General features: G+C 61.4%; 19 protein-coding genes. 12 read left to right on the top strand and 7 right to left on the bottom strand.

Annotated elements, in window-relative coordinates; genetic code table 11:
* Positions 1-174 precede the first annotated feature (174 nt).
* On the top strand, positions 175-510 hold the full coding sequence (locus tag TX23_RS19450; protein ID WP_032880773.1) for a hypothetical protein: 336 nt from the start codon (positions 175-177) through the stop codon (positions 508-510).
* On the opposite strand, the gene TX23_RS19455 is transcribed toward TX23_RS19450, so the two are convergent.
* Positions 500-2,113, bottom strand: a complete 1,614-nt coding sequence (locus tag TX23_RS19455) for an ATP-binding response regulator (RefSeq protein WP_057703603.1) — start codon at positions 2,111-2,113, stop codon at positions 500-502. The genes TX23_RS19450 and TX23_RS19455 overlap by 11 nt on opposite strands.
* Before the next feature lie 97 nt (positions 2,114-2,210).
* Between TX23_RS19455 and TX23_RS19460 the strand changes: the two genes are divergently transcribed.
* The 5 genes from TX23_RS19460 (at position 2,211) to argE (ending at position 7,054) form a co-directional block, all read left to right on the top strand.
* Positions 2,211-2,813 (top strand): LuxR C-terminal-related transcriptional regulator, encoded by a 603-nt coding sequence (locus tag TX23_RS19460; protein WP_057703604.1) that lies wholly within the window; start codon positions 2,211-2,213, stop codon positions 2,811-2,813.
* A gap of 643 nt (positions 2,814-3,456) precedes the next feature.
* The gene (locus TX23_RS19470; RefSeq protein WP_407071387.1) at positions 3,457-4,788 is read left to right on the top strand and encodes a flavin-containing monooxygenase; all 1,332 of its coding nucleotides are present in this window, start codon (positions 3,457-3,459) and stop codon (positions 4,786-4,788) included.
* 24 nt (positions 4,789-4,812) lie between these two features.
* A complete protein-coding gene (locus TX23_RS19475) occupies positions 4,813-5,223 on the top strand; it encodes a RidA family protein (protein WP_057703607.1) in 411 nt (136 codons plus the stop codon).
* 11 nt (positions 5,224-5,234) lie between these two features.
* A complete protein-coding gene (locus TX23_RS19480) occupies positions 5,235-5,912 on the top strand; it encodes a DUF1028 domain-containing protein (protein ID WP_057703608.1) in 678 nt (225 codons plus the stop codon).
* The gene (gene argE, locus TX23_RS19485) at positions 5,909-7,054 is read left to right on the top strand and encodes an acetylornithine deacetylase (protein ID WP_057703609.1); all 1,146 of its coding nucleotides are present in this window, start codon (positions 5,909-5,911) and stop codon (positions 7,052-7,054) included. Before TX23_RS19480 ends, argE begins: the two co-directional genes overlap by 4 nt.
* A 131-nt stretch (positions 7,055-7,185) precedes the next feature.
* On the opposite strand, the gene TX23_RS19490 is transcribed toward argE, so the two are convergent.
* A complete protein-coding gene (locus TX23_RS19490) occupies positions 7,186-8,097 on the bottom strand; it encodes a LysR substrate-binding domain-containing protein (protein ID WP_003190675.1) in 912 nt (303 codons plus the stop codon).
* 250 nt (positions 8,098-8,347) lie between these two features.
* On the opposite strand from TX23_RS19490, the gene TX23_RS19495 reads away from it, so the two are divergent.
* Together TX23_RS19495 and TX23_RS19500 are read left to right on the top strand one after the other, a co-directional pair.
* Entirely contained in the window at positions 8,348-9,763 is a 1,416-nt protein-coding gene (locus TX23_RS19495; protein ID WP_057703610.1) for a purine-cytosine permease family protein, read from the top strand.
* A 292-nt stretch (positions 9,764-10,055) separates the two neighbouring features.
* Complete coding sequence (locus TX23_RS19500; protein WP_057703611.1) at positions 10,056-10,565, top strand: GNAT family N-acetyltransferase; 510 nt, start codon at positions 10,056-10,058, stop codon at positions 10,563-10,565.
* Between the two features lie 20 nt (positions 10,566-10,585).
* Here the strand turns inward: TX23_RS19500 and TX23_RS19505 are convergent, their stop codons facing one another.
* Entirely contained in the window at positions 10,586-11,779 is a 1,194-nt protein-coding gene (locus TX23_RS19505) for a TPM domain-containing protein (protein ID WP_057703612.1), read from the bottom strand.
* Positions 11,780-11,910: 131 nt separating this feature from the next.
* Between TX23_RS19505 and TX23_RS19510 the strand changes: the two genes are divergently transcribed.
* On the top strand, positions 11,911-12,726 hold the full coding sequence (locus TX23_RS19510) for an alpha/beta fold hydrolase (RefSeq protein WP_057703613.1): 816 nt from the start codon (positions 11,911-11,913) through the stop codon (positions 12,724-12,726).
* Complete coding sequence (locus TX23_RS19515; RefSeq protein WP_057703614.1) at positions 12,716-13,852, top strand: PAS domain-containing sensor histidine kinase; 1,137 nt, start codon at positions 12,716-12,718, stop codon at positions 13,850-13,852. Before TX23_RS19510 ends, TX23_RS19515 begins: the two co-directional genes overlap by 11 nt.
* On the opposite strand, the gene dapF is transcribed toward TX23_RS19515, so the two are convergent.
* On the bottom strand, positions 13,849-14,652 hold the full coding sequence (dapF, locus tag TX23_RS19520; RefSeq protein ID WP_057703615.1) for a diaminopimelate epimerase: 804 nt from the start codon (positions 14,650-14,652) through the stop codon (positions 13,849-13,851). The two genes, TX23_RS19515 and dapF, sit on opposite strands and share 4 nt — an antisense overlap.
* Positions 14,653-14,810: 158 nt before the next feature.
* On the opposite strand from dapF, the gene TX23_RS19525 reads away from it, so the two are divergent.
* A complete protein-coding gene (locus TX23_RS19525; RefSeq protein WP_057703616.1) occupies positions 14,811-15,317 on the top strand; it encodes an AAA family ATPase in 507 nt (168 codons plus the stop codon).
* A gap of 2 nt (positions 15,318-15,319) precedes the next feature.
* Here TX23_RS19525 and TX23_RS19530 read toward each other — a convergent pair whose 3' ends face one another.
* From TX23_RS19530 to TX23_RS19540, 3 genes are read right to left on the bottom strand one after another with little or no spacing between them, the layout of a single operon-like run.
* The gene (locus TX23_RS19530; RefSeq protein WP_057703617.1) at positions 15,320-15,736 is read right to left on the bottom strand and encodes an SRPBCC family protein; all 417 of its coding nucleotides are present in this window, start codon (positions 15,734-15,736) and stop codon (positions 15,320-15,322) included.
* 25 nt (positions 15,737-15,761) lie between these two features.
* The gene (locus tag TX23_RS19535) at positions 15,762-16,559 is read right to left on the bottom strand and encodes an SDR family NAD(P)-dependent oxidoreductase (protein ID WP_057703618.1); all 798 of its coding nucleotides are present in this window, start codon (positions 16,557-16,559) and stop codon (positions 15,762-15,764) included.
* A 17-nt stretch (positions 16,560-16,576) separates the two neighbouring features.
* Positions 16,577-17,581, bottom strand: a complete 1,005-nt coding sequence (locus TX23_RS19540; RefSeq protein ID WP_057703619.1) for an aldo/keto reductase — start codon at positions 17,579-17,581, stop codon at positions 16,577-16,579.
* A 113-nt stretch (positions 17,582-17,694) separates the two neighbouring features.
* Here TX23_RS19540 and TX23_RS19545 point away from each other — a divergent pair, with 113 nt between their 5' ends.
* Positions 17,695-18,591: a LysR substrate-binding domain-containing protein gene (locus TX23_RS19545; RefSeq protein WP_057703620.1), complete on the top strand. Its 897-nt coding sequence runs from the start codon at positions 17,695-17,697 to the stop codon at positions 18,589-18,591.
* Positions 18,592-18,773: the final 182 nt, after the last annotated feature.

The raw sequence follows: 18,773 nt of genomic DNA on the forward strand, positions 1-18,773 counted from the left end.
GGCTGTTCCTTCCATGACTTCAAATTGCCATTAGCCCATTTGTGCTAATCGACCCTGCCGGCCTGCGACGCTATATTCCTCGGCACTTCCAACGCTCCTTCAATACCGCGCATTCATTGCGTGCGGGTTCGTTGCGCGCTGGAAAAACCAAAACAACCCCAAGGAAGAAGCACCATGAAACTCCACTCCCCCGTTACTCGCCTTGCCCTGCTCGGCGCCTTGATCATCGGCGTGGCCGGTTGCAGCAATATCAAGCCCACTGAAGATCACCTCAAGAAACTGTCGGAAACTAACCTGGGCGAGCCGGTAAAACGTATCTCCAATGTGCGCAGCGACTCCATGACCACTTACTATGTAGCCAACACTGCCTCCGGCGAATACAACTGCTCCGTGCCAAGCGGGGCCAGCGGCGGTGCATTTGCAATCGCCAGTTTTGGACTGATGAAACCCGCCGCCTACTGCCAGCCAAAAGGCGCACGTGGCAACGGGCTGACACCGTTCATGCAGTAATTTTTTCCTGGCTGAGGTCGCGCAACCTGCCGCGCAGTTCGGCAGGACGCACCGGTTTGGACAGGATGGCGATCTGACGGTCGTGCAACGCGGCCTGGATTTTCTCCACGTCGTGACCGGTGAGAATCAGCGCCGGCACCGCCCAACCGCGCTGCTGGCGTAACTGGTCGATGCATTCAATGCCGGTGGCGTGATTGCCCAGGTCGTAGTCGGCGACGATGATATCGCAGTCGCTGACCAGCCCCTTCCCACTCGACTCAGCCTGCACCTGGCACCCCCATCGTTCCAGCAGCGCCTGAGTGGCGAGCAGCACGTTGTGGTCATCCTCCACCAGGCACACTTTGAGACCGGTGAGCAGACCGGCCTGGCGCACATCGTCGCGCAGCGCCGGTTGACGCCGCGCGGTGGCCAGGGCCAGGCCGTGCAGGCTCACCGAGGTGCCATGGCCCAGCCGCGAACGCAGGCTCACCTGCATCCCCATCAATTGCCCCAGGCGCTTGACGATGGACAGCCCGAGGCCTACGCCTTCGACGTCCTTGTCACGCAATTGGCGCACGCGATAGAACTCTTCGAAGACCTTTGACAGATGCTCCTGTGCAATCCCTCGCCCCTGGTCATGCACCGCTATGACCAAACCGTTTTCGCGCCTGCGCACGCCGATCAGCACTGGCCGCTGCGCGCCGTACTTGAAGCAATTGGAGAGCAGGTTTTGCACCATGGTTGCCAACATCCCTGGGTCCACCTGTACCCAGTGAGCGCAGGGGCGCAAGCGCAGCTCAACACCGGCCCAGCGTGCAGCCTCGGCGTTCTGGCGCACCAGGTCGGCGAGAAAGTCGCCCAGGTGGATCACCTGGTATTTGGGCAGCAGGCGACCGTTGTCGAGGGTGTAGAGGTCGAGGATCGAACGGAACAATTGCGACACGTTGAGCAGCGAGCGATCGATATTGTCCACCAGCCGCCGCTCATCATCCCCCAGCCGCGCTTCACGCAGGCAGGCGGTGAACAGGCCAATGGAATGGATTGGCTGGCGCAGGTCGTGGCTGGCCTGGGCGAGAAAACGGGATTTTTCCAGGTTGGCGGCGATGGCTTGTTCCGAAGCCTTGCGCGTGCGCTCCAGGAGAATATGGGCGTACACCGGGATCACAGTGCTGGTGATCATCAGCATCAGCACCATAAACGGTTGCGCCTGCCACAGCGGCGTAAGCTGGTACACGATCAGCAGCGCCAGCAACGCCAGCCCCGTGGCAATCGCCAGGTAGCGCGAGCCGTAGCGCATGCCGTTGCCCAGGTTTACCCAGACCATCACCGCGTACAACGGCAACGCCGCTTCCCCCCCGACCACCAGGCCGAACGAAGTGCCGGTGTAATCGTGGAGCATGCCGAAGATGCGCCGCGCTGGGTAATGCCCGGGCCAGCGTGCGATCACCTGGCGCAACACGATGGAGGCCAACAGGAACACGAAGATATACAGGATCACTGGCAGGTAGGTGTCCAGCGAGTGCCCGGGCAGGAAACCCAGTAGGCTGATATACACAATGGCGATGGTGGCCACCACGATGCGCAGGTTAGCCTGATCAAGTTCGGAGTTGGTCTCGGGACTCATAGTCATATCCTTGACATATCATCTTTGAAAAAGGGCCCTTGGCCCGTTGGTAAAGTAGCATGCCTCGACACAACCCTGCCCCAGGAAGGAGCTCAGCATGACTGGCCGGATCATCATCGCCGACGACCATCCGATGTTTCGCGAAGGTATGGTACGCACCGTACAGCGCCTGCTGCCCGACGCCCAAGTGCAAGAGGCCGGTGACCTGGCCACGGTGAACGCGCTGCTGCGCGAGGCAGGTGACATCGACACCCTGATCCTCGACCTGCGCTTCCCCGGCCTGACCTGCATCAGCCAGTTGGCCGAACTGCGCCAGCAACTGCGGCGCACCACATTGATCGTTGTGTCGATGGTCGACGACCCCGCGCTGATCGAACAGGTCATGGCCCTGGGCATCGATGGTTTTATCGGCAAGAACATTGCCCCCGACGATATCGGCCAGGCGCTGCTGGCGATCCGCAACGGCGAAGTGCTGGTCAAGTTCACGCCGTCGGGCCTGCTGCCGCTGGAAACCCACACCCTCACCACCCGCCAGCAGGAAGTGCTGCGCCTGATTGCCCAGGGCAAGACCAACAAGGAAATCGCCAAGGCCCTGGATATTTCGCCGTTTACGGTGCGTATCCATGTGTCGTCGTTGTTGCGCAGCTTGAACGTGCCGTCGCGGGCTGCGGCAGCAGTAAAATATTCCGGAGAGTTCTAGGCCCAAATGCAAAGGTGCTTGCCCCCGATAGCCATAGGCACCCGCACAACTGCAGTGCGCAACCCCCTACGGTAACCACGATGCGAAGCGAGCCGCTCTTGATCTGCTTTTGATCTGCTTTTGATCTTGATCTCAGGCGCCCCGTCAAACCACGCTGGCCGGAATTCGACAGGGATTTGGGGGGTAAACCGGCAGGGATGCCGGTTTAGCCGCCCCGCGCCATGGATGGCGCGTGGCGGCGGCCCCCCAAATCACTGGCGGATTACGGGCACACCGAGCCTAGGCGAGGTGCCGAGTGGTGGGGCAAGAGCGCTTTGGTTACTTTCGCGCTTTTCGAAAGTGACCCGCCGTAAGGGCGGAACCCATAGCAGCCGTTATCCAAATAACGGATATGTACCCGGTCTGATCCAGCATCCTGGCCGGCCCTAAGGCCGCCATCGGGGGCAAGTCGAATCGTCGCACCGCCCCTCCCACATTTCCATCTCGTAGCATCAGGTAGATATGCACTGGCTGTCCGACCATCAGCCCTCCCACATTTGACCAAGCCGCCTCCGTCAGCCCCCCGCCCTGCATCCGATATTTATGCTCACTTCCCAGCTTAATAATATTTTATTAATACCCGCCCGCCCCCTAACTTGACGTCATGCCCAAGCTGAATCCAACTGCATTACGCAAGGACAGACACATGACTCAAGCAATAACAAAAACAGACACACTGGTAGTGGGAGCGGGACAAGCCGGTGTCGCCATGAGCGAGCACTTGAGCAAGCAAGGCGTGCCGCACCTGGTGCTGGAGCGCAGCCGTATCGCCGAGCGCTGGCGCACCGGGCGCTGGGACTCGTTGGTCGCCAACGGCCCGGCCTGGCATGACCGCTTTCCCGGCCTGGAATTCGATGACGTGCCCGCCGATGGCTTCGCGCCCAAAGAGCGCGTAGCCGATTACTTTGAAACCTATGTGCGCAAGTTCAATGCGCCGATCCGCACCGGTGTGGAGGTCACTTCAGTGGTCCGTAACATCGGCCGCCCCGGTTTCACCGTGCACACCAGCGAGGGCGTGATCGAAGCCCACCGTGTAGTGGCGGCCACCGGGCCGTTTCAGAAGCCGGTGATACCAGCGATCGCCCCCAAAGATACCGAACTGCACCAAATCCACTCCGCCGACTATCGCAACCCCGGGCAACTACCGGCAGGCGCTGTACTGGTGGTGGGTGCCGGTTCTTCGGGGGTGCAGATTGCCGATGAACTGCAACGTACCGGCCGCCAGGTGTACCTGTCGGTTGGTGCCCATGACCGCCCGCCCCGCGCTTATCGCAACCGCGATTTCTGCTGGTGGCTGGGAGTGCTGGGTGAATGGGACCAGGCGGCCATGAAACCCGGTCGCGAACACGTGACCATCGCGGTCAGCGGCGCCCACGGCGGCAAGACCATCGATTTCCGTGAACTGGCCCAGCAAGGCATGACCCTGGTTGGTCTGACCCAGGCGTTTGACGGCAACGTGGCGACTTTCCAGGCCAACCTGGTGGAAAACCTGGCGCGCGGTGATGAGAACTATCTGGCGCTGCTGGACGCGGCCGATGCCTATATCGAACGCAACGGTCTCGACTTGCCGCCTGAGCCCCAAGCGCGCCGCGTATTCCCGGATGCAGAGTGCATACGCAACCCGATCCTGCAGTTGGATCTGGCCGAGGCCGGCATCACTTCGATCATCTGGGCCACCGGGTTTGCCGTGGACTACAGCTGGTTGCAGGTGGACGCCTTCGATGCTGCCGGTAAACCCAGGCACCAACGCGGCGTGTCCAGTGAAGCGGGCATTTACTTCCTCGGTTTGCCGTGGCAATCGCGGCGTGGCTCGTCGTTTATCTGGGGGGTTTGGCACGACGCCAAATACGTGGCCGACCACATCGCCATCCAGCGTCAGTACCTCGAATACCGCGAAGCCGCACCCGTGGTTCACAAAACATCTGTCAGCGCCTGATCACTTATTTCTGGAGTTTTTTTGATGCCTACTCACACTCGCATCCGCATGTTCAACACCAAGCAAACCTACCCCAACCAAAGCCTGGACAACGACCTTTGCCAGGCCGTGCGCGCCGGCAACACGGTGTATGTGCGCGGCCAGGTGGGCACTGATTTCGACGGCAACCTGGTGGGCCTTGGCGATGCACGCGCCCAGGCCGAACAGGCGATGAAAAACGTCAAGCAACTGCTTGAAGAAGCCGGCAGCGACCTCAGCCATATCGTCAAGACCACCACCTATTTGATCGACCCACGCTACCGCGAGCCGGTGTACCAGGAAGTCGGAAAATGGCTCAAGGGCGTGTTCCCGATCTCCACCGGGTTGGTGGTTTGCGCCCTGGGCCAGCCACAATGGCTGATGGAAATTGACGTGATCGCGGTTATCCCGGAGTAAGGAGCCCAGCCATGACCTTTTCAATCGTCGGCCGTTGCGCGGAAACCGGCCAGTTGGGTATCGCTATCAGCTCATCGAGCATCGCCGTGGGTGCCCGCTGCCCGTGGCTGCGCCCCGGCGTAGGCGCGGTGTCGACCCAAAACATCACGTTGCCGGCCCTGGGCCCGGACGTACTCGACCTGCTGGAACAGGGCCTGGCGCCGGCCGAGGCCATCGATAAAGCCCTCACCCGCAATGGCTACAGCCAATACCGGCAACTGACGGCGATTGATCACCTGGGCCGCAGCGTGCACTTCAGCGGCAGCCAAACCCTGGGGACCCATCACGCCGTTTCGGGTGAGCAATGCGTGGCAGCAGGCAATATGCTTGCCGACCGCGAAGTGATCACGGCGATGGTGACGGCGTTCGAACAGGGCGAAGGCCAACTGGCAGACCGGCTGCTGGCGGCCATGCACGCCGCAATTGCCGCTGGTGGTGAAGCCGGCCCAGTGCATTCGGCCGCGTTGGTGGTGGTGGGCGAATTGACCTGGCCGATCATCAATTTGCGCGTGGACTGGGCCGATGAGGCCCCTCTTGGCCAACTGCAAAAACTCTGGGATGCCTACCGTCCGCAAGTGCAGGATTATATTGACCGCGCCCTCGCCCCCGACCGTTCACCCGGTTACGGCGTGGCCGGAGACGATCGATGAGCCGCGCCCGCGAACTGCTGGAAAGCCTGGTGGGTTTTGATACCACCAGCCGTGAATCCAACTTGCAGTTGATCGAGTTTGTGCGCGATTACCTGGCCGGATTTGGCGTGGCCAGTGAGTTGATCTACAACGCAGAACGCAGCAAGGCCAACCTGTTTGCCAGCGTCGGCCCGGTGGAAGTGCCCGGTATCGTGCTGTCGGGGCATACCGATGTAGTACCGGTGGACGGGCAACCCTGGACGTTGCCGCCATTCACGCTGACCGAGCGCGAGGGCAAGCTGTTCGGCCGCGGTACTGCCGATATGAAGGGGTATATCGCCTGCGTGCTGGCGTTGGTGCCCGAGCTGATCAAGGCACCGTTGCGCCTGCCGGTGCATATCGCCCTGTCCTATGACGAAGAAGTCGGTTGCCTGGGTGTGCGCTCGCTGCTCGCCGTGCTGGAACAACGCCCGGTAAAACCCATGCTGTGCATCATTGGCGAGCCAACCGAACTCAAACCCGTGCTGGGCCACAAGGGTAAGTTGGCCATGCGCTGCGATGTGCAGGGCCATGCGTGCCACTCGGCGTATGCGCCCTCGGGGGTGAATGCGATTGAGCACGCCGCCGAGTTGATAGGTGAGCTGGGCCGTATAGGCCAACGCCTGCGCTCGCACCAGGACCCACGGTTCGACCCGCCGTTCAGTACCGTGCAAACCGGGGTGATCAGCGGCGGCAAGGCATTGAACATTGTGCCCGCTGACTGCCGGTTCGATTTTGAAGTGCGCGCCCTGCCCGCCATGGACCCGGGTGAGGTGGCTGAAGCGTTGCAAGCCTATGCGATGCAGCAGGTACTGCCGAAGATGCAGGCGGTGAGCAAAAAAAGTGCGATTCGGTTCACCGAGCTATCCGCCTACCCGGGGTTGGTCACCGATGAAGGCAGCCAGGCGGCGCAGTTGATTGCGGCATTTTCCGGCTCGCGAGAGTTCGGCACCGTTGCGTTTGGTACCGAGGGCGGGCTGTTCGATGCCGTGGGTATTCCCACCGTGGTATGCGGGCCAGGCAGCATGGACCAGGGGCATAAGCCGGATGAGTTTGTGAGCCTGGAGCAGCTTGATGGCTGTGATGCCATGTTGCAGCGGTTGTTAGGCTTTATCACAACCTGAAGACGCCGTTACACGGTCATCGTCCTCTGTAGGAGCGAGCTTGCTCGCGAAAAACGTCAACGATAACGCGTACTTCCTGGATAAACGCGGCGTCTGTGAGTTTTTCGCGAGCAAGCTCGCTCCTACAATATTCAGCCGAGCAAACGGGCGAGCTCTTCGCGGCAGTAGTCGACAAACAACTGCACCGGTTTGGTGAGCGGCGCCCGCCGTAGCCAAACCGCCGACAACCCCGACCCCGTCACCGTTTCCGCCAACGGAATACACACCACTTTCTGCCCATCATAGGTGTACTCACTGAACGGTTTGGTCACCAGAATCGAGAACCCAAACCCGCGCCCCACCATGCCCCGTACCATCTCGATGGACGGCGAGCTGAACACAATATTCGGCGTCAGCCCGCGCTCTTCAAAGATACTCACAAAGTAGGTCCGGCTCGGCAGCACATCCAGCAAAATCATCGGCTCCAGCACCAGGTCTGCCAGGGATACCTTGGCCTGCTGTGCAAAGCGGTGATCGGCGGGCAGTAATGCATAAGGCTGCTGCGGCGGCATCAACGGCGTGGTCTCTATGGTGCCGCCCAGGTCGTGCTCAAACAGCATCGCCACATCGATACTGCCCGCCGTCAGCGCCTGCACCAGCTCCTGCTGCTCACCATCGCGAATGCGGATCTCCACCCCCGGCCAACGCGCCTTGAAGCCGGCGATCAAACGCGGCAGGTACAACGGCGCCACGGTTTCAAAGCAGCCGATGTCGATCTGCCCGGCCACCACATCGTTGTCCGCCAGCGCGTTTTGCTCAAATTCGTGGGCCACCCGCAACAGCTCCAGGGCCTTGCGATAAAACCGCGCGCCGCTGGGTGTGAGTGAAACGCCCTGGGCGTGATGGCGGATAAACAGCTGCACACCAAAGCTGTCTTCCAACTGCTTGATCGCCGTGGAGACCGACGGCTGAGCGATATACAGCTTGCGCGACGCCTCGGCGACGCTGCCGCATTCAGCCGTGGTTACAAAATATCTGAGCTGGCGCAAGTTATAGGCAGCCATCTGCACCTCCATAAACGTGGGTTTTCGCCCCAAACAGGTGCGTACAAACACCCGTTTTTCAAGCCATTGGAACCCATGCAACATACCGGAGCAAAAAACCCGGCGAGATATTTTTTTTAAGGTCTATAGCAACAAACTTACTAATTTACCTCCCTTCCCCCATTGCAGATGATCACTCCAACAACAAAGCGGCGCCCATGCGTCGCACAGCGAAGTACGTCCACGTACTCACCTTGCCTTGGAGCTCGTCATGGTTACCACTGCAACATCCAGCGCCCCGCTTATCGAGAAACACACGATTGGATACGTGCCCCCGGAGGATCGCCATGGAAAGGTAAGAGACCTGTTCACCCTGTGGTTCGGCGGCAACATTGCGCCGTTGCCGATCGTCACCGGCGCGCTGGGTGTGCAGCTGTTCCACCTGAACCTGGTGTGGGGCATTGTCGCCATCCTTGTTGGCCACCTGGTCGGCGGTGTATTGATGGCCTTGCACTCAGCTCAGGGCCCGCAGATGGGCATCCCGCAGATGATCCAGAGCCGTGCCCAGTTCGGCTCCCTCGGTGCATTGCTGGTGGTGGTGATTGCCGGGGTGATGTACATCGGCTTCTTCGCCTCCAACATCGTGCTGGCGGGTAAATCCCTGCATGGTGTGGTGGATGCGGTGCCGGTTCCGGTGGGCATCGTCATTGGCGCCATCGGCTCCGGGATCATCGGCATCATCGGTTACCGCTTTATCCACGTACTCAACCGTATCGGCACCTGGGTGCTGGGCGCCGGCATCGTGCTGGGCTTCGGCTACATCTTTACGCATGTGCAGACCACCGACTTTTTAACCCGCGGCAGCTTCAACATTTCCGGATGGCTGGCCACTGTATCCCTGGCCGCGCTGTGGCAGATCGCCTTTGCGCCCTACGTGTCGGATTACTCCCGTTACCTGCCGGCCGACGTGCCCGTTGCGTCAACCTTCTGGACCACCTACCTGGGCTCGGCCCTGGGTTCGAGCCTGGCCTTCATCTTCGGCGCCGTCGCCGTACTCGCTACCCCGGTGGGCATGGACACCATGGACGCGGTCAAACTCGCCACCGGCGCCATCGGCCCATTGATGCTGGTGCTGTTTTTGCTCAGCGTGATCAGCCACAACGCACTCAACCTCTACGGCGCGGTGCTGTCGATCATCACCCTGGTACAGACCTTCGCCTACCGCTGGATCCCCACGGCGAAAAGCCGTGCGGTGATCTCCATCATCGTACTGGCTGCCTGTTCGATTGCGGCGGTGTTTGCCTCCAAGGACTTTATCGGCCACTTCGTCGACATGGTGCTGGTGTTGCTGGTAGTGCTGGTGCCTTGGACGGCGATCAACCTGATCGACTTTTATGCGATTCATAAAGGCAAATACGACATCGCTTCGATCTTCCGCGTCGACGGCGGCATCTATGGCAAATACAACCCCCAGGCGCTGCTGGCTTACGCGGTGGGCATCGCGGTGCAGATTCCCTTTATGAACACGCCGCTGTACGTGGGGCCTATTTCCGAACACATCAACGGCGCCGACCTGTCGTGGGTGGTGGGGCTGGTGGTGACCTCGCCGTTGTACTTCTGGCTGGCGAGTCGGGACAGTGCGTACAAGCGCCGGATGGACGGGGGCAAGTTGGTGGGTGGGGTCTGATACATCCTCTTGGTTGCCTGATCTGATGTGAGCAGTGAGAAAACCCGCCCTGGCGGGTTTTCTGGTTCCTAGAGGGCCCGAGAAATATCGAACTCGATCATCATTGTGTAGGAGCGAGCTTGCTCGCGAGAAACCCATAACCGCCGCGATTACTCAGGATACACCCGTTATCGTTTAGGTTTTTCGCGAGCAAGCTCGCGCCCACAACCCCTCCAGCAACTGGCTTTTCGGTGCCACAAGCCCGATGTTTCTTTATGATATTGCCTTTCGCTCATCGCTCCAGGAACCGCCCATGCCCGCCCTCACCTTGCGCAACGCTCTGCCCACCGACGCCCAGCGCTGCTTCGACATCGAAACCAGCGCCTACGAAGGCGACGAAGCCGCCACCCTGGAAAAGATCGCCACGCGTATCGCGCAATATCCCCAGGGCTTTTTGATCCTGGAGGAAAATGGCGAAGTGGTGGGCTTCATCAATTCCGGCTGCGCCCACAATGTGGTGATGTCGGACGAGGCATTCAAGGAGTTGGTAGGCCACGACGCCGAGGCGCCGAATGTGGTGATCATGTCGGTGGTGGTCGACCCGGCGCATCAAGGCAAAGGCTATGCAAAACACCTGATGACTGCGTTCGTGCAGCGCATGGAAACGCTCGGCAAGCAGACGATTCACCTGATGTGCAAGCAACAGCATGTGCCGTTGTACACCCGTATGGGCTACACCTACGTGCGTCCTTCGCCGTCGGATCACGGCGGGATGGCATGGCATGAAATGGTGATGTGTTTAGAGGGCGCGTCATCGCACTAGTGCTGGCACCTTCAACATCCTTACCAACTGCCGGAAGCCCCACCACCGCCACTGGAACCACCACCACCGGACGAACTGCTGCTGGAACGGCTGGAACTTGAACCGGAGCCACTGCCCGAGCCAGATCCGGAACCCTCGCCAATCTTGCCAAAGATAATCAGCGCGACAAACGACGCGATAGGAAACGCCAGCAGCCAACCGTCGCGGCCGCCGTCAATCAAGCTCCCCGCCACCCCATACACGATCACTGCCGCCAGCAGCCGCACAATAAAACCTGCGCGGCTGGTGCGCCAGGTCTCCCGCATGATCAGCAGCAGCACCAGGTACAACCCCAGCACCACCAGAACGCCCAACGGCCACAGCAACCAATCGGTGAAACTGACGGCCACGTACTGGTTTGCCACCACCAACCCGAAGACGTAAGCCAGCAGGCCGAGCACGCAGTAAAACAGCGTACGCACCTGCCACAGCGCGCCGAATATCGCGCCGCCTATCAACAGGGTCAGCGGCATGACAAACACAAACATCGGCCACTCTCGACCGCCCGCCAGCAGCGTCAGCAACAGCGTGGCCGCCACGACGACGATCAACGCCTTGCGCCAGTGCAGCTTGCCGGCAGCCATCGCCACCCCGCCCAAGCCGCCCAGGATAAGCGCTGCCAGCAAAGCGAAGAACTGGGGGTTTATGCTGGCTCCCGCCAGTTGCGGCAGGTCACCGCCGTCTACCAGCACGGCCAGGGCGTCCACGCCGTGTTGTACACCGCCGGCAAAATCACCCTGGCGAAACGCCGGGGTGATCTGTTCTTCAATAATGCGATGGGCCAACAGGTCAGTGACGATGCCTTCCAGGCCGTAGCCCACCTCGATGCGTACTGTGCGGTCAGCCTTGGCCACTACCAGCAGGATGCCGTCGTTGACGTCCTTGCGCCCCAGCTTCCAGGCGCGAAACAGTTGGTTGGCATAGTCTTCGATAGCGGCGCCGCCGGTGGTGGGCACCAGCAATACAGCGACTTGCGCGCCTTTGCGCGCTTCAAGGTCGCCAAGCTGGTTTTTCAGGCGCTGGGTGGTGGTCGCGTCGAGGGTGTTGGTGAGGTCAATCACCCGCTGGTCGAGGGCGACCCCGATCGGTGACGTGTCCGCCTGGGCGATGCTCAGCACGCCGAGGAGCATCAGCGTCAGCAAACCCGAGACCGTTTGACGCAAATTCCCTATCATGTTTTGTTACCCGAGGTTTCTTCCATAAGCTGCCGACTTTACCTTATCGACGTATAACGCGTGACCCCAGGTGCGCGACTATCTAAACTGCAGCCTTACCTGCATAGCAATACGCCAGCTACGAGAACGCCATGGATCTGCGCAACCGCAACAACGTGAATGTGATGGGCGACGGTCCTTCGACACTGGTGTTTTCCCATGGCTTTGGTTGCAATCAAGCAATGTGGAATCAGTTGGCGCCGCACTTCAGCCAGCGCTTTCGCGTGGTGTTGTACGACCTGGTCGGTGCGGGCCTGTCGGACCTCGGTGCGTTCGACAAAGCCAAATACCAGGCCCTGGACGGCTACGCCCGCGACCTCAACGAGATTATCGACGCCTACGCCCAAGGCCCGGTGATCCTGGTCGGCCACTCCGTCAGCGCGATGATCGGCACCCTCGCCGATCGCTGTGCCCCTGGGCGCATTGCCGCCCACGTGATGATCGGCCCTTCGCCGCGCTATATCGACACTGACGATTATGTCGGCGGCTTCAAGCGCGACGATATCGACGACCTGCTCGATACCCTCGACAGCAACTACCTGGGCTGGTCGAGCGCCATGGCCCCGGTGATCATGGGCGCGCCGGACCAACCGGCACTGAGTACCGAACTGACCGAGAGTTTCTGCCGCACCGAGCCAGACATCGCCAAGCAATTTGCCCGCGTGACCTTCCTCTCGGATAACCGCCAGGATGTACTGGGCCTGACCACACCGGTATTGATTCTGCAATCAACCGACGACCTGATCGCCCCCGTAGCCGTGGGGGAATACCTGCACCGCGTGCTGCAAAACAGCACCTATTGCCTGGTGGACAATGTCGGCCATTGCCCGCATATGAGCGCACCCCAGGCGTGCGCTGCGGCGATGGACCGGTTCCTGGCCCCATGGGCGCCTGCCGATGCCCGCTGACTCGCTGTTCGACAGCGCCGCCTGCGCCCTGGCCGTCACCCAGGAAGACGGCACGATCCTGCACGTCAACCCGCGCTTGAGCGACTGGCTCGGGTTCAGCGCCGCCGAGTTGCAAGGGCGGCGCTTTCAGGACCTGCTGACCATGGGCGGGCGGATTTTCTACCAGACCCACCTGGCGCCGATGCTACGCATGCACGGCAGTGTGACGGAGGTGAAGCTCGACATTCGCCACAGCGCCGGGCACAAAGTCACCGTATTGCTCAATGCCAACCGGCGCCAGCAGCAAGGCGGCGTGGTGTATGACCTGGCGCTGTTCGGCACCACCGACCGCGACAAATACGAGCGCGAGCTGCTCAATTCACGCAAGTTGGCCGAGGCGCTGCTCCAGGAAAAAACCGCCACCGAGGTCGCATTGCAACAGGCCCAGGCCGAACTCAGCGCAGCCTATGCGGTTGCCCAGCGCCGGGCGTTGTTCGCCGAACAGATGGTGGCAATTGTCAGTCATGACTTGAAAAACCCTCTTACCGCCATCCGCATGGCTTCAGACTTTCTTCAGCGCGGCGAGCGCACGGCCAAGGAGCGCCAACTGCTGGGGCATATCGGCCAGTCATCCGAACGCGCTCATCGCATGATCGCCGACCTGCTGGACTTCACCCAGGCGCGGGTCGGCCAGGGCATCACCATCAAAGCGGTGCCGCTGGATTTGCACAGCGTTATTCAACATGCGGTGGATGAACTGCGGGTGGCCTTCCCCAGAGCCACGCTGGTGCACCAGGCCGAAGGCAGCGGCGGGGCGTGCCTGGATGGCGACCGAGTGCAGCAGATGATCGGTAACCTGGTTGCCAACAGCGTGGCTTATGGCGACCTGCTGCAACCAATCACCATCACCTCGCGCCTGGGCGAAAACGCCTGCGCGGTCGCGGTGCATAACCATGGCGCGGCGATTCCCGAAACGCTGCTGGCCGGATTGTTCGAACCCATGACCCGAGGCACCGACCAGGGCAGCGACGTGCGCAGTGTCGGCCTGGGCCTGTATATCGTGCGCGAACTGGCCAAGGTGCATGGCGGCGATGTGGCGGTGACGTCCTGTGCAATCGCCGGTACTACGTTTACCGTAACCTTCTAGGACAGGTACGCGGTGCCCTGCATGATCGGCTCGACACGGCCGGTGAGGATCACTGCGCCCTGCCCGTCCCACTGCACCGTAACCGCGCCGCCGTCGCATTCGACCTCCACGCTGTCATCAAGCAACCCGCGCCGAATCCCGTTGACCACCGCGCCGCAGCAACACGAACCGGAACCCAGCGGCACGGCGCCGCCACGCTCCCAGATGCGCAGGCGGATACGGCCACGGCTCAACACCTGCACAAAGTGCACATTGGTCCTGGCCGGGAACAGCGGATGGGTTTCAAGCGCCGGGCCCATCGCCGCAACATCGATAGCCGCGATGTCGTCCACAAAAAACGTGCAGTGCGGGTTGCCCATGCTGCAGGCCGCCGGGTTACCGTCCATGGGAAGCACGAGGGTATCCACCGCCTCGGCCAGCGGCACCGCCGCCCAGCCCAGCGACGGCGCGCCCATGTCCACCGACACCCGCTGCCCGTCGACACGTGCGCACGTCAGCAAACCGCGATCGGTGCGCAACACGACGGTGTCGATGCCGGCCTCGTGCATCAGGCGGTCGGCCACCCCGCGAGTCGCGCTGCCGCAGGTTGCCAGGGGCGTGCCGTCGCAATTCCAGAACTCGATACGCGCGGCAGCGTCTCCACAGTCGAGCACCACCGCCAACTGATTGAACCCGATGCCCGAGCGGCGTTTACCCAGGCGGGCGACAACCTGTGCAGTAATGGGGTTGTCCTGGCCACGACGGTCAATGATGATGAAGTCATCGCCATGGGCGTGCATCTTCACGAATGGCAAGGTCATGGGCCGCTGGTCCTGTTGTCGAAGTGAAGCCGTTCTAATAACACTGTAGGAGCGAGCTTGCTCGCGAAAATAGTGAAGACGACAAGTTTTATCTGGAAGTCCGCGTTAGCGTTGACGTTTTTCGCGAGCACGCTCGCTCCTACAAGGGATTGATGTTCATGCTTTTTGTATTCAGTGGTTTGCCCGGCAGCGGCAAGACCACGGTTGCCAGGGAACTGGCGCGACAGACCGGCGCGGTTTACCTGCGTATTGATGTGATCGAACAGGCGCTGCGCGACGCCGCGGTATTGGCCGACGATGTGGGCGCCAGCGGCTACCGCGTGGCCAATGCATTGGCGCTGAGCAATCTGCGTCTGGGGCGACGGGTTATCGCCGATTGCGTGAACCCGGTCAGCGAAAGCCGCCAGGCCTGGCAAGCCGTGGCGACGTCAGCGAAGGTTGAACTGATCAATATCCAGGTGGTGTGTGCTGATCAGCACGAGCATCGGCGCCGTGTGGAAAGCCGCGTGGGCGATATTCCCGGGCTGGCGCCGCCGACCTGGCAGTCGGTGCTGGTGCACGAGTATGAACGCTGGGATGAGCCGCCGTTCAGGCTGGATACGGCGCAGATGACGCCTGCTGAGTCAGTTGCAGCGATCCTGGCCCAATTCCCCCCAACGCCATAGGTTTAGTGGGGGAAGTTGCCGCGCAACGCCTCCAGGCCACCGCCGTAGACGCCGGCAAATAACGCCTCCGCCGCCGCATCCGTGGTGCCCGCTGCCGGAGTGAACACGCCGGACCAGGTGACTTTGGCCGACGATTCAGTCAACGCTTCAACCTGCAAGGTCGCCAGATAAGCACTCACCGGAAACGGTGATGTTTCAATGGTGTAGCTGTAGGTACGCGCCACGTTGTCGAAGCTCTGCAAACGCTCGACTATCTGGCCGCCGTCAGCGCTTGTCAGGTGACGCACGCGGCCACCTTCGCTCGGCTCGCTCTTGGCGATAAACGGCAGCCAGTCGGGCAGGCTGTTGAAGCCGCCGATCAGTTGCCAGACCTGGTCGGCCGAGGCCGGGATTTCAATTACTGAAGACGCTGTTGCCACGATAAATACTCCAATCAGGGAAAAATCAGATCGCCATGCTGTCGACAACGCCGCCGTCTACGCGCAACGCGGCACCGGTAGTGGCAGACGACAGCGGTGAAGCAATGTACGCCACCAGATTCGCCACTTCATCCACATTTGCGGCGCGCTGGATAATCGAGGTGGGCCGCGCATTGCGCACAAACACATCGGCTTCGTCCCGCGCACTGCGCCCGGACTGGGCCGTGGCGTCCTTGAGCATGTGTTCCAGGCCGTCGGTAAACGTCGGCCCCGGCAGGATCGCATTCACCGTCACCCCGGTGCCTGCCAGGCGCTTTGCCAGGCCGTGGGAGACCGCCAGATTGGCGCTTTTGGTCACGCCATAATTGATCATGTCGGCCGGCGTCGCCACCCCGGACTCCGAGGATACAAAGATCACCCGTCCCCAGCCCTGCTCGACCATATCCGGTACATAGTGCCGTGCCAGGCGCACGCCGCTGATCACATTGACTTCATAGAAGCGTGTCCACTCACTGTCTGGCGCGTCGAAGAAATCCACATCATTGAAGATGCCCAGGTTGTTGACCAGGATGTCGGCGCGCGGTTCAGCGGCGAACAGTGCCTCGGCGCCCTCCAGGGTGCCAAGGTCGGCCACCACCCCACGCAACTCGGCGGCCGGAACCGCTTGGCGAATGCTGGCCAGGGCGTGGTCAACCTTGCCCGCGTCGCGCCCGATCACCACCACTGTGGCACCCGATTGCGCCAGGGCCTGGCTGATGCCCAGGCCGATACCGGCGGTGCTGCCGCTGACGATGGCTACTTTGCCGCTCACATCGATTTTCATGCTCAAGCTCCTTGGGGTTAGAGAGGCAACGGCGCGCGGTCCGAAATCAATCGGGCCTCGCGCAACGCTTGCCAGAAGGCTGCTGGAATCTGTTCTGACAACGCCGCAACGTCTTCGGCAATCCGCCCCGGGCGACTGGCACCGGGAATCACCGCCGCCACTGCCGGGTGCGCCAGGGAAAACTGCAACGCCGCGGCTTTCACGCTGACGCCAAATGCCTGGGCAATCGTCTTGATCTGCTCGACCTTGCGCAGGATCGCCGGGCTGGCTGGCTGGTATTCAAAATGTGCACCGCCCGCAAGGATGCCGGAGCTATACGGGCCGCCGACAACGATCTCGACGTGCTGGGCTGCGGCGGCGTCCATCAGGCGTTGCAGGGCGCGCTCGTGGTCCAGCAAGGTGTAGCGACCGGCCAGGAGGAAACCGTCAGGCCGGGCTTCGGCCAGGTCCAGGGTCAGCTCGCACGGCTCGACGCGATTGACGCCCAGCCCCCAGGCTTTGATCACGCCCTCTTCGCGCAAGCGGGTCAACACTTTGAAGGCGCCGGTGCGGGCCTGGTTGAAGTAGTCCAACCACTGATCGCCGTAAAAATCCTGGGCGATATCGTGAATCCACACGATGTCGAGGCGATCGGTTTGCAGGCGTTTGAGGCTGTCTTCAATGGAGCGCAGGGTGGCGTCGGCGCTGTAGTCATTGAGCATCTTGTTGGGGCGGCCGTGTTCGAACACGCCGCTTTTTTCGCCGAGGTCGCGGGGGCTGGCTTCGACTTCATCCAGAATCACCCGGCCAACCTTGGTGCTGAGCACGTAGTCATCACGGTTGTGGTGGGACAGGGCCTGGCCCAGGCGAATTTCCGACAGGCCCGAGCCGTAGAACGGCGCGGTGTCGAAGTAACGCACGCCCTGGTTCCAGGCGGCTTCGACGGTGGCCTGGGCTTCGTCTTCGGCTATGGCGCGGAACATATTGCCCAAGGGCGCGGTGCCAAAGCCCAGTACGCCGGGCAATGTGTCTTTCAAACTCATGGTGGGAGCCTCAATCGGTTCAAGGTCGCTGTGACCGTTGAGCAGATCCTAGATTGCGCCGATCAGACCGTCCAAGACATACTGCGACCAACTTGAGTCCTCACAGGTCTTATATGATTGATCTACGCCAACTGCGCTACTTTGAAGTGGTGGCCGAAGAAGAACACGTCGGCCGCGCCGCCGAGCGCCTGCACATTTCCCAGTCACCCCTGAGCCGGCAGATCGCCCAGCTTGAGGAGCGCCTGGGCCTGACCTTGTTCGAACGTAGCCAGCAGCGCATCCGCCTGACCCGCGACGGCCAGACCTTTCTGGCCGAAACCAAGGCGCTGCTGACCCATGCCAACCGCCTGGAATCCCTGGGCAAGCGCCTGGGCCGTGGGGAAGAAGGAGGCTTGTGCATCGGCTATATCGAAAACGCCATGCACGCCGGTGTGCTGCCCAATGCCTTGCGCATACTGCGCGACGACCGGCCCACCGTGCATATCAAGCTGTATAACCAGCCCTCCCTCGAACAGTTGGAGGGCCTGCGCCAACGCAGTCTGGATATCGCTCTGGTGAGCGAACCTCCCGCTGCCGACGACCCGGACCTGACCGCCTTGCAGGTGCTCGACGACCCGATGCTGCTGGCCCTGCCCGAACAGCATCCGCTGGTCCGGCAACGCGAAGTGCTGCCCGAACACTTGGCCGACCAGCAATGGATCGGCGTGCAACGCAAACCTGGCGCCCACCCGGCCGATGACTTTATTGCAGCCTGCATCCGTGCCGGTTTCACCCCGCAGATTCCAATGGAAGCCGGCGAACCCTTTACCGCACTGGGCCTGGTGGCGTCGGGACTTGGTGTTGCGATGGTGCAGAAAGGCCTGAGCCGCAATGCCCCGCCTGGGGTGGTGTTGCGAGAGTTACCGTGGCTGACCTACACCACACCGTTGTGGGCGGCCTGGCACCGCGTTAATTTGCGGCCGTTGGTGGAAACCTTTCGCAAAGTGCTGACCGAACCTGAGGCTATCTGACTGACGCCCTGCAGCCCGCTCCCACAGGGGACCTATGCCGGGTGATGACTCTGTGGGCAACGCAGAACCAGTGTGGGAGCTGGCTTGCCTGCGATAGCGGTGGCTCAGTCACCATCAATGTTGGTGAACCGACGTCTTCGCGGGCAAGCCCGCTCCCACAGGGGACATGGGGCGGGGAAATA

This window comes from Pseudomonas paralactis (genome assembly GCF_001439735.1).
GTDB lineage: Bacteria > Pseudomonadota > Gammaproteobacteria > Pseudomonadales > Pseudomonadaceae > Aquipseudomonas > Aquipseudomonas paralactis.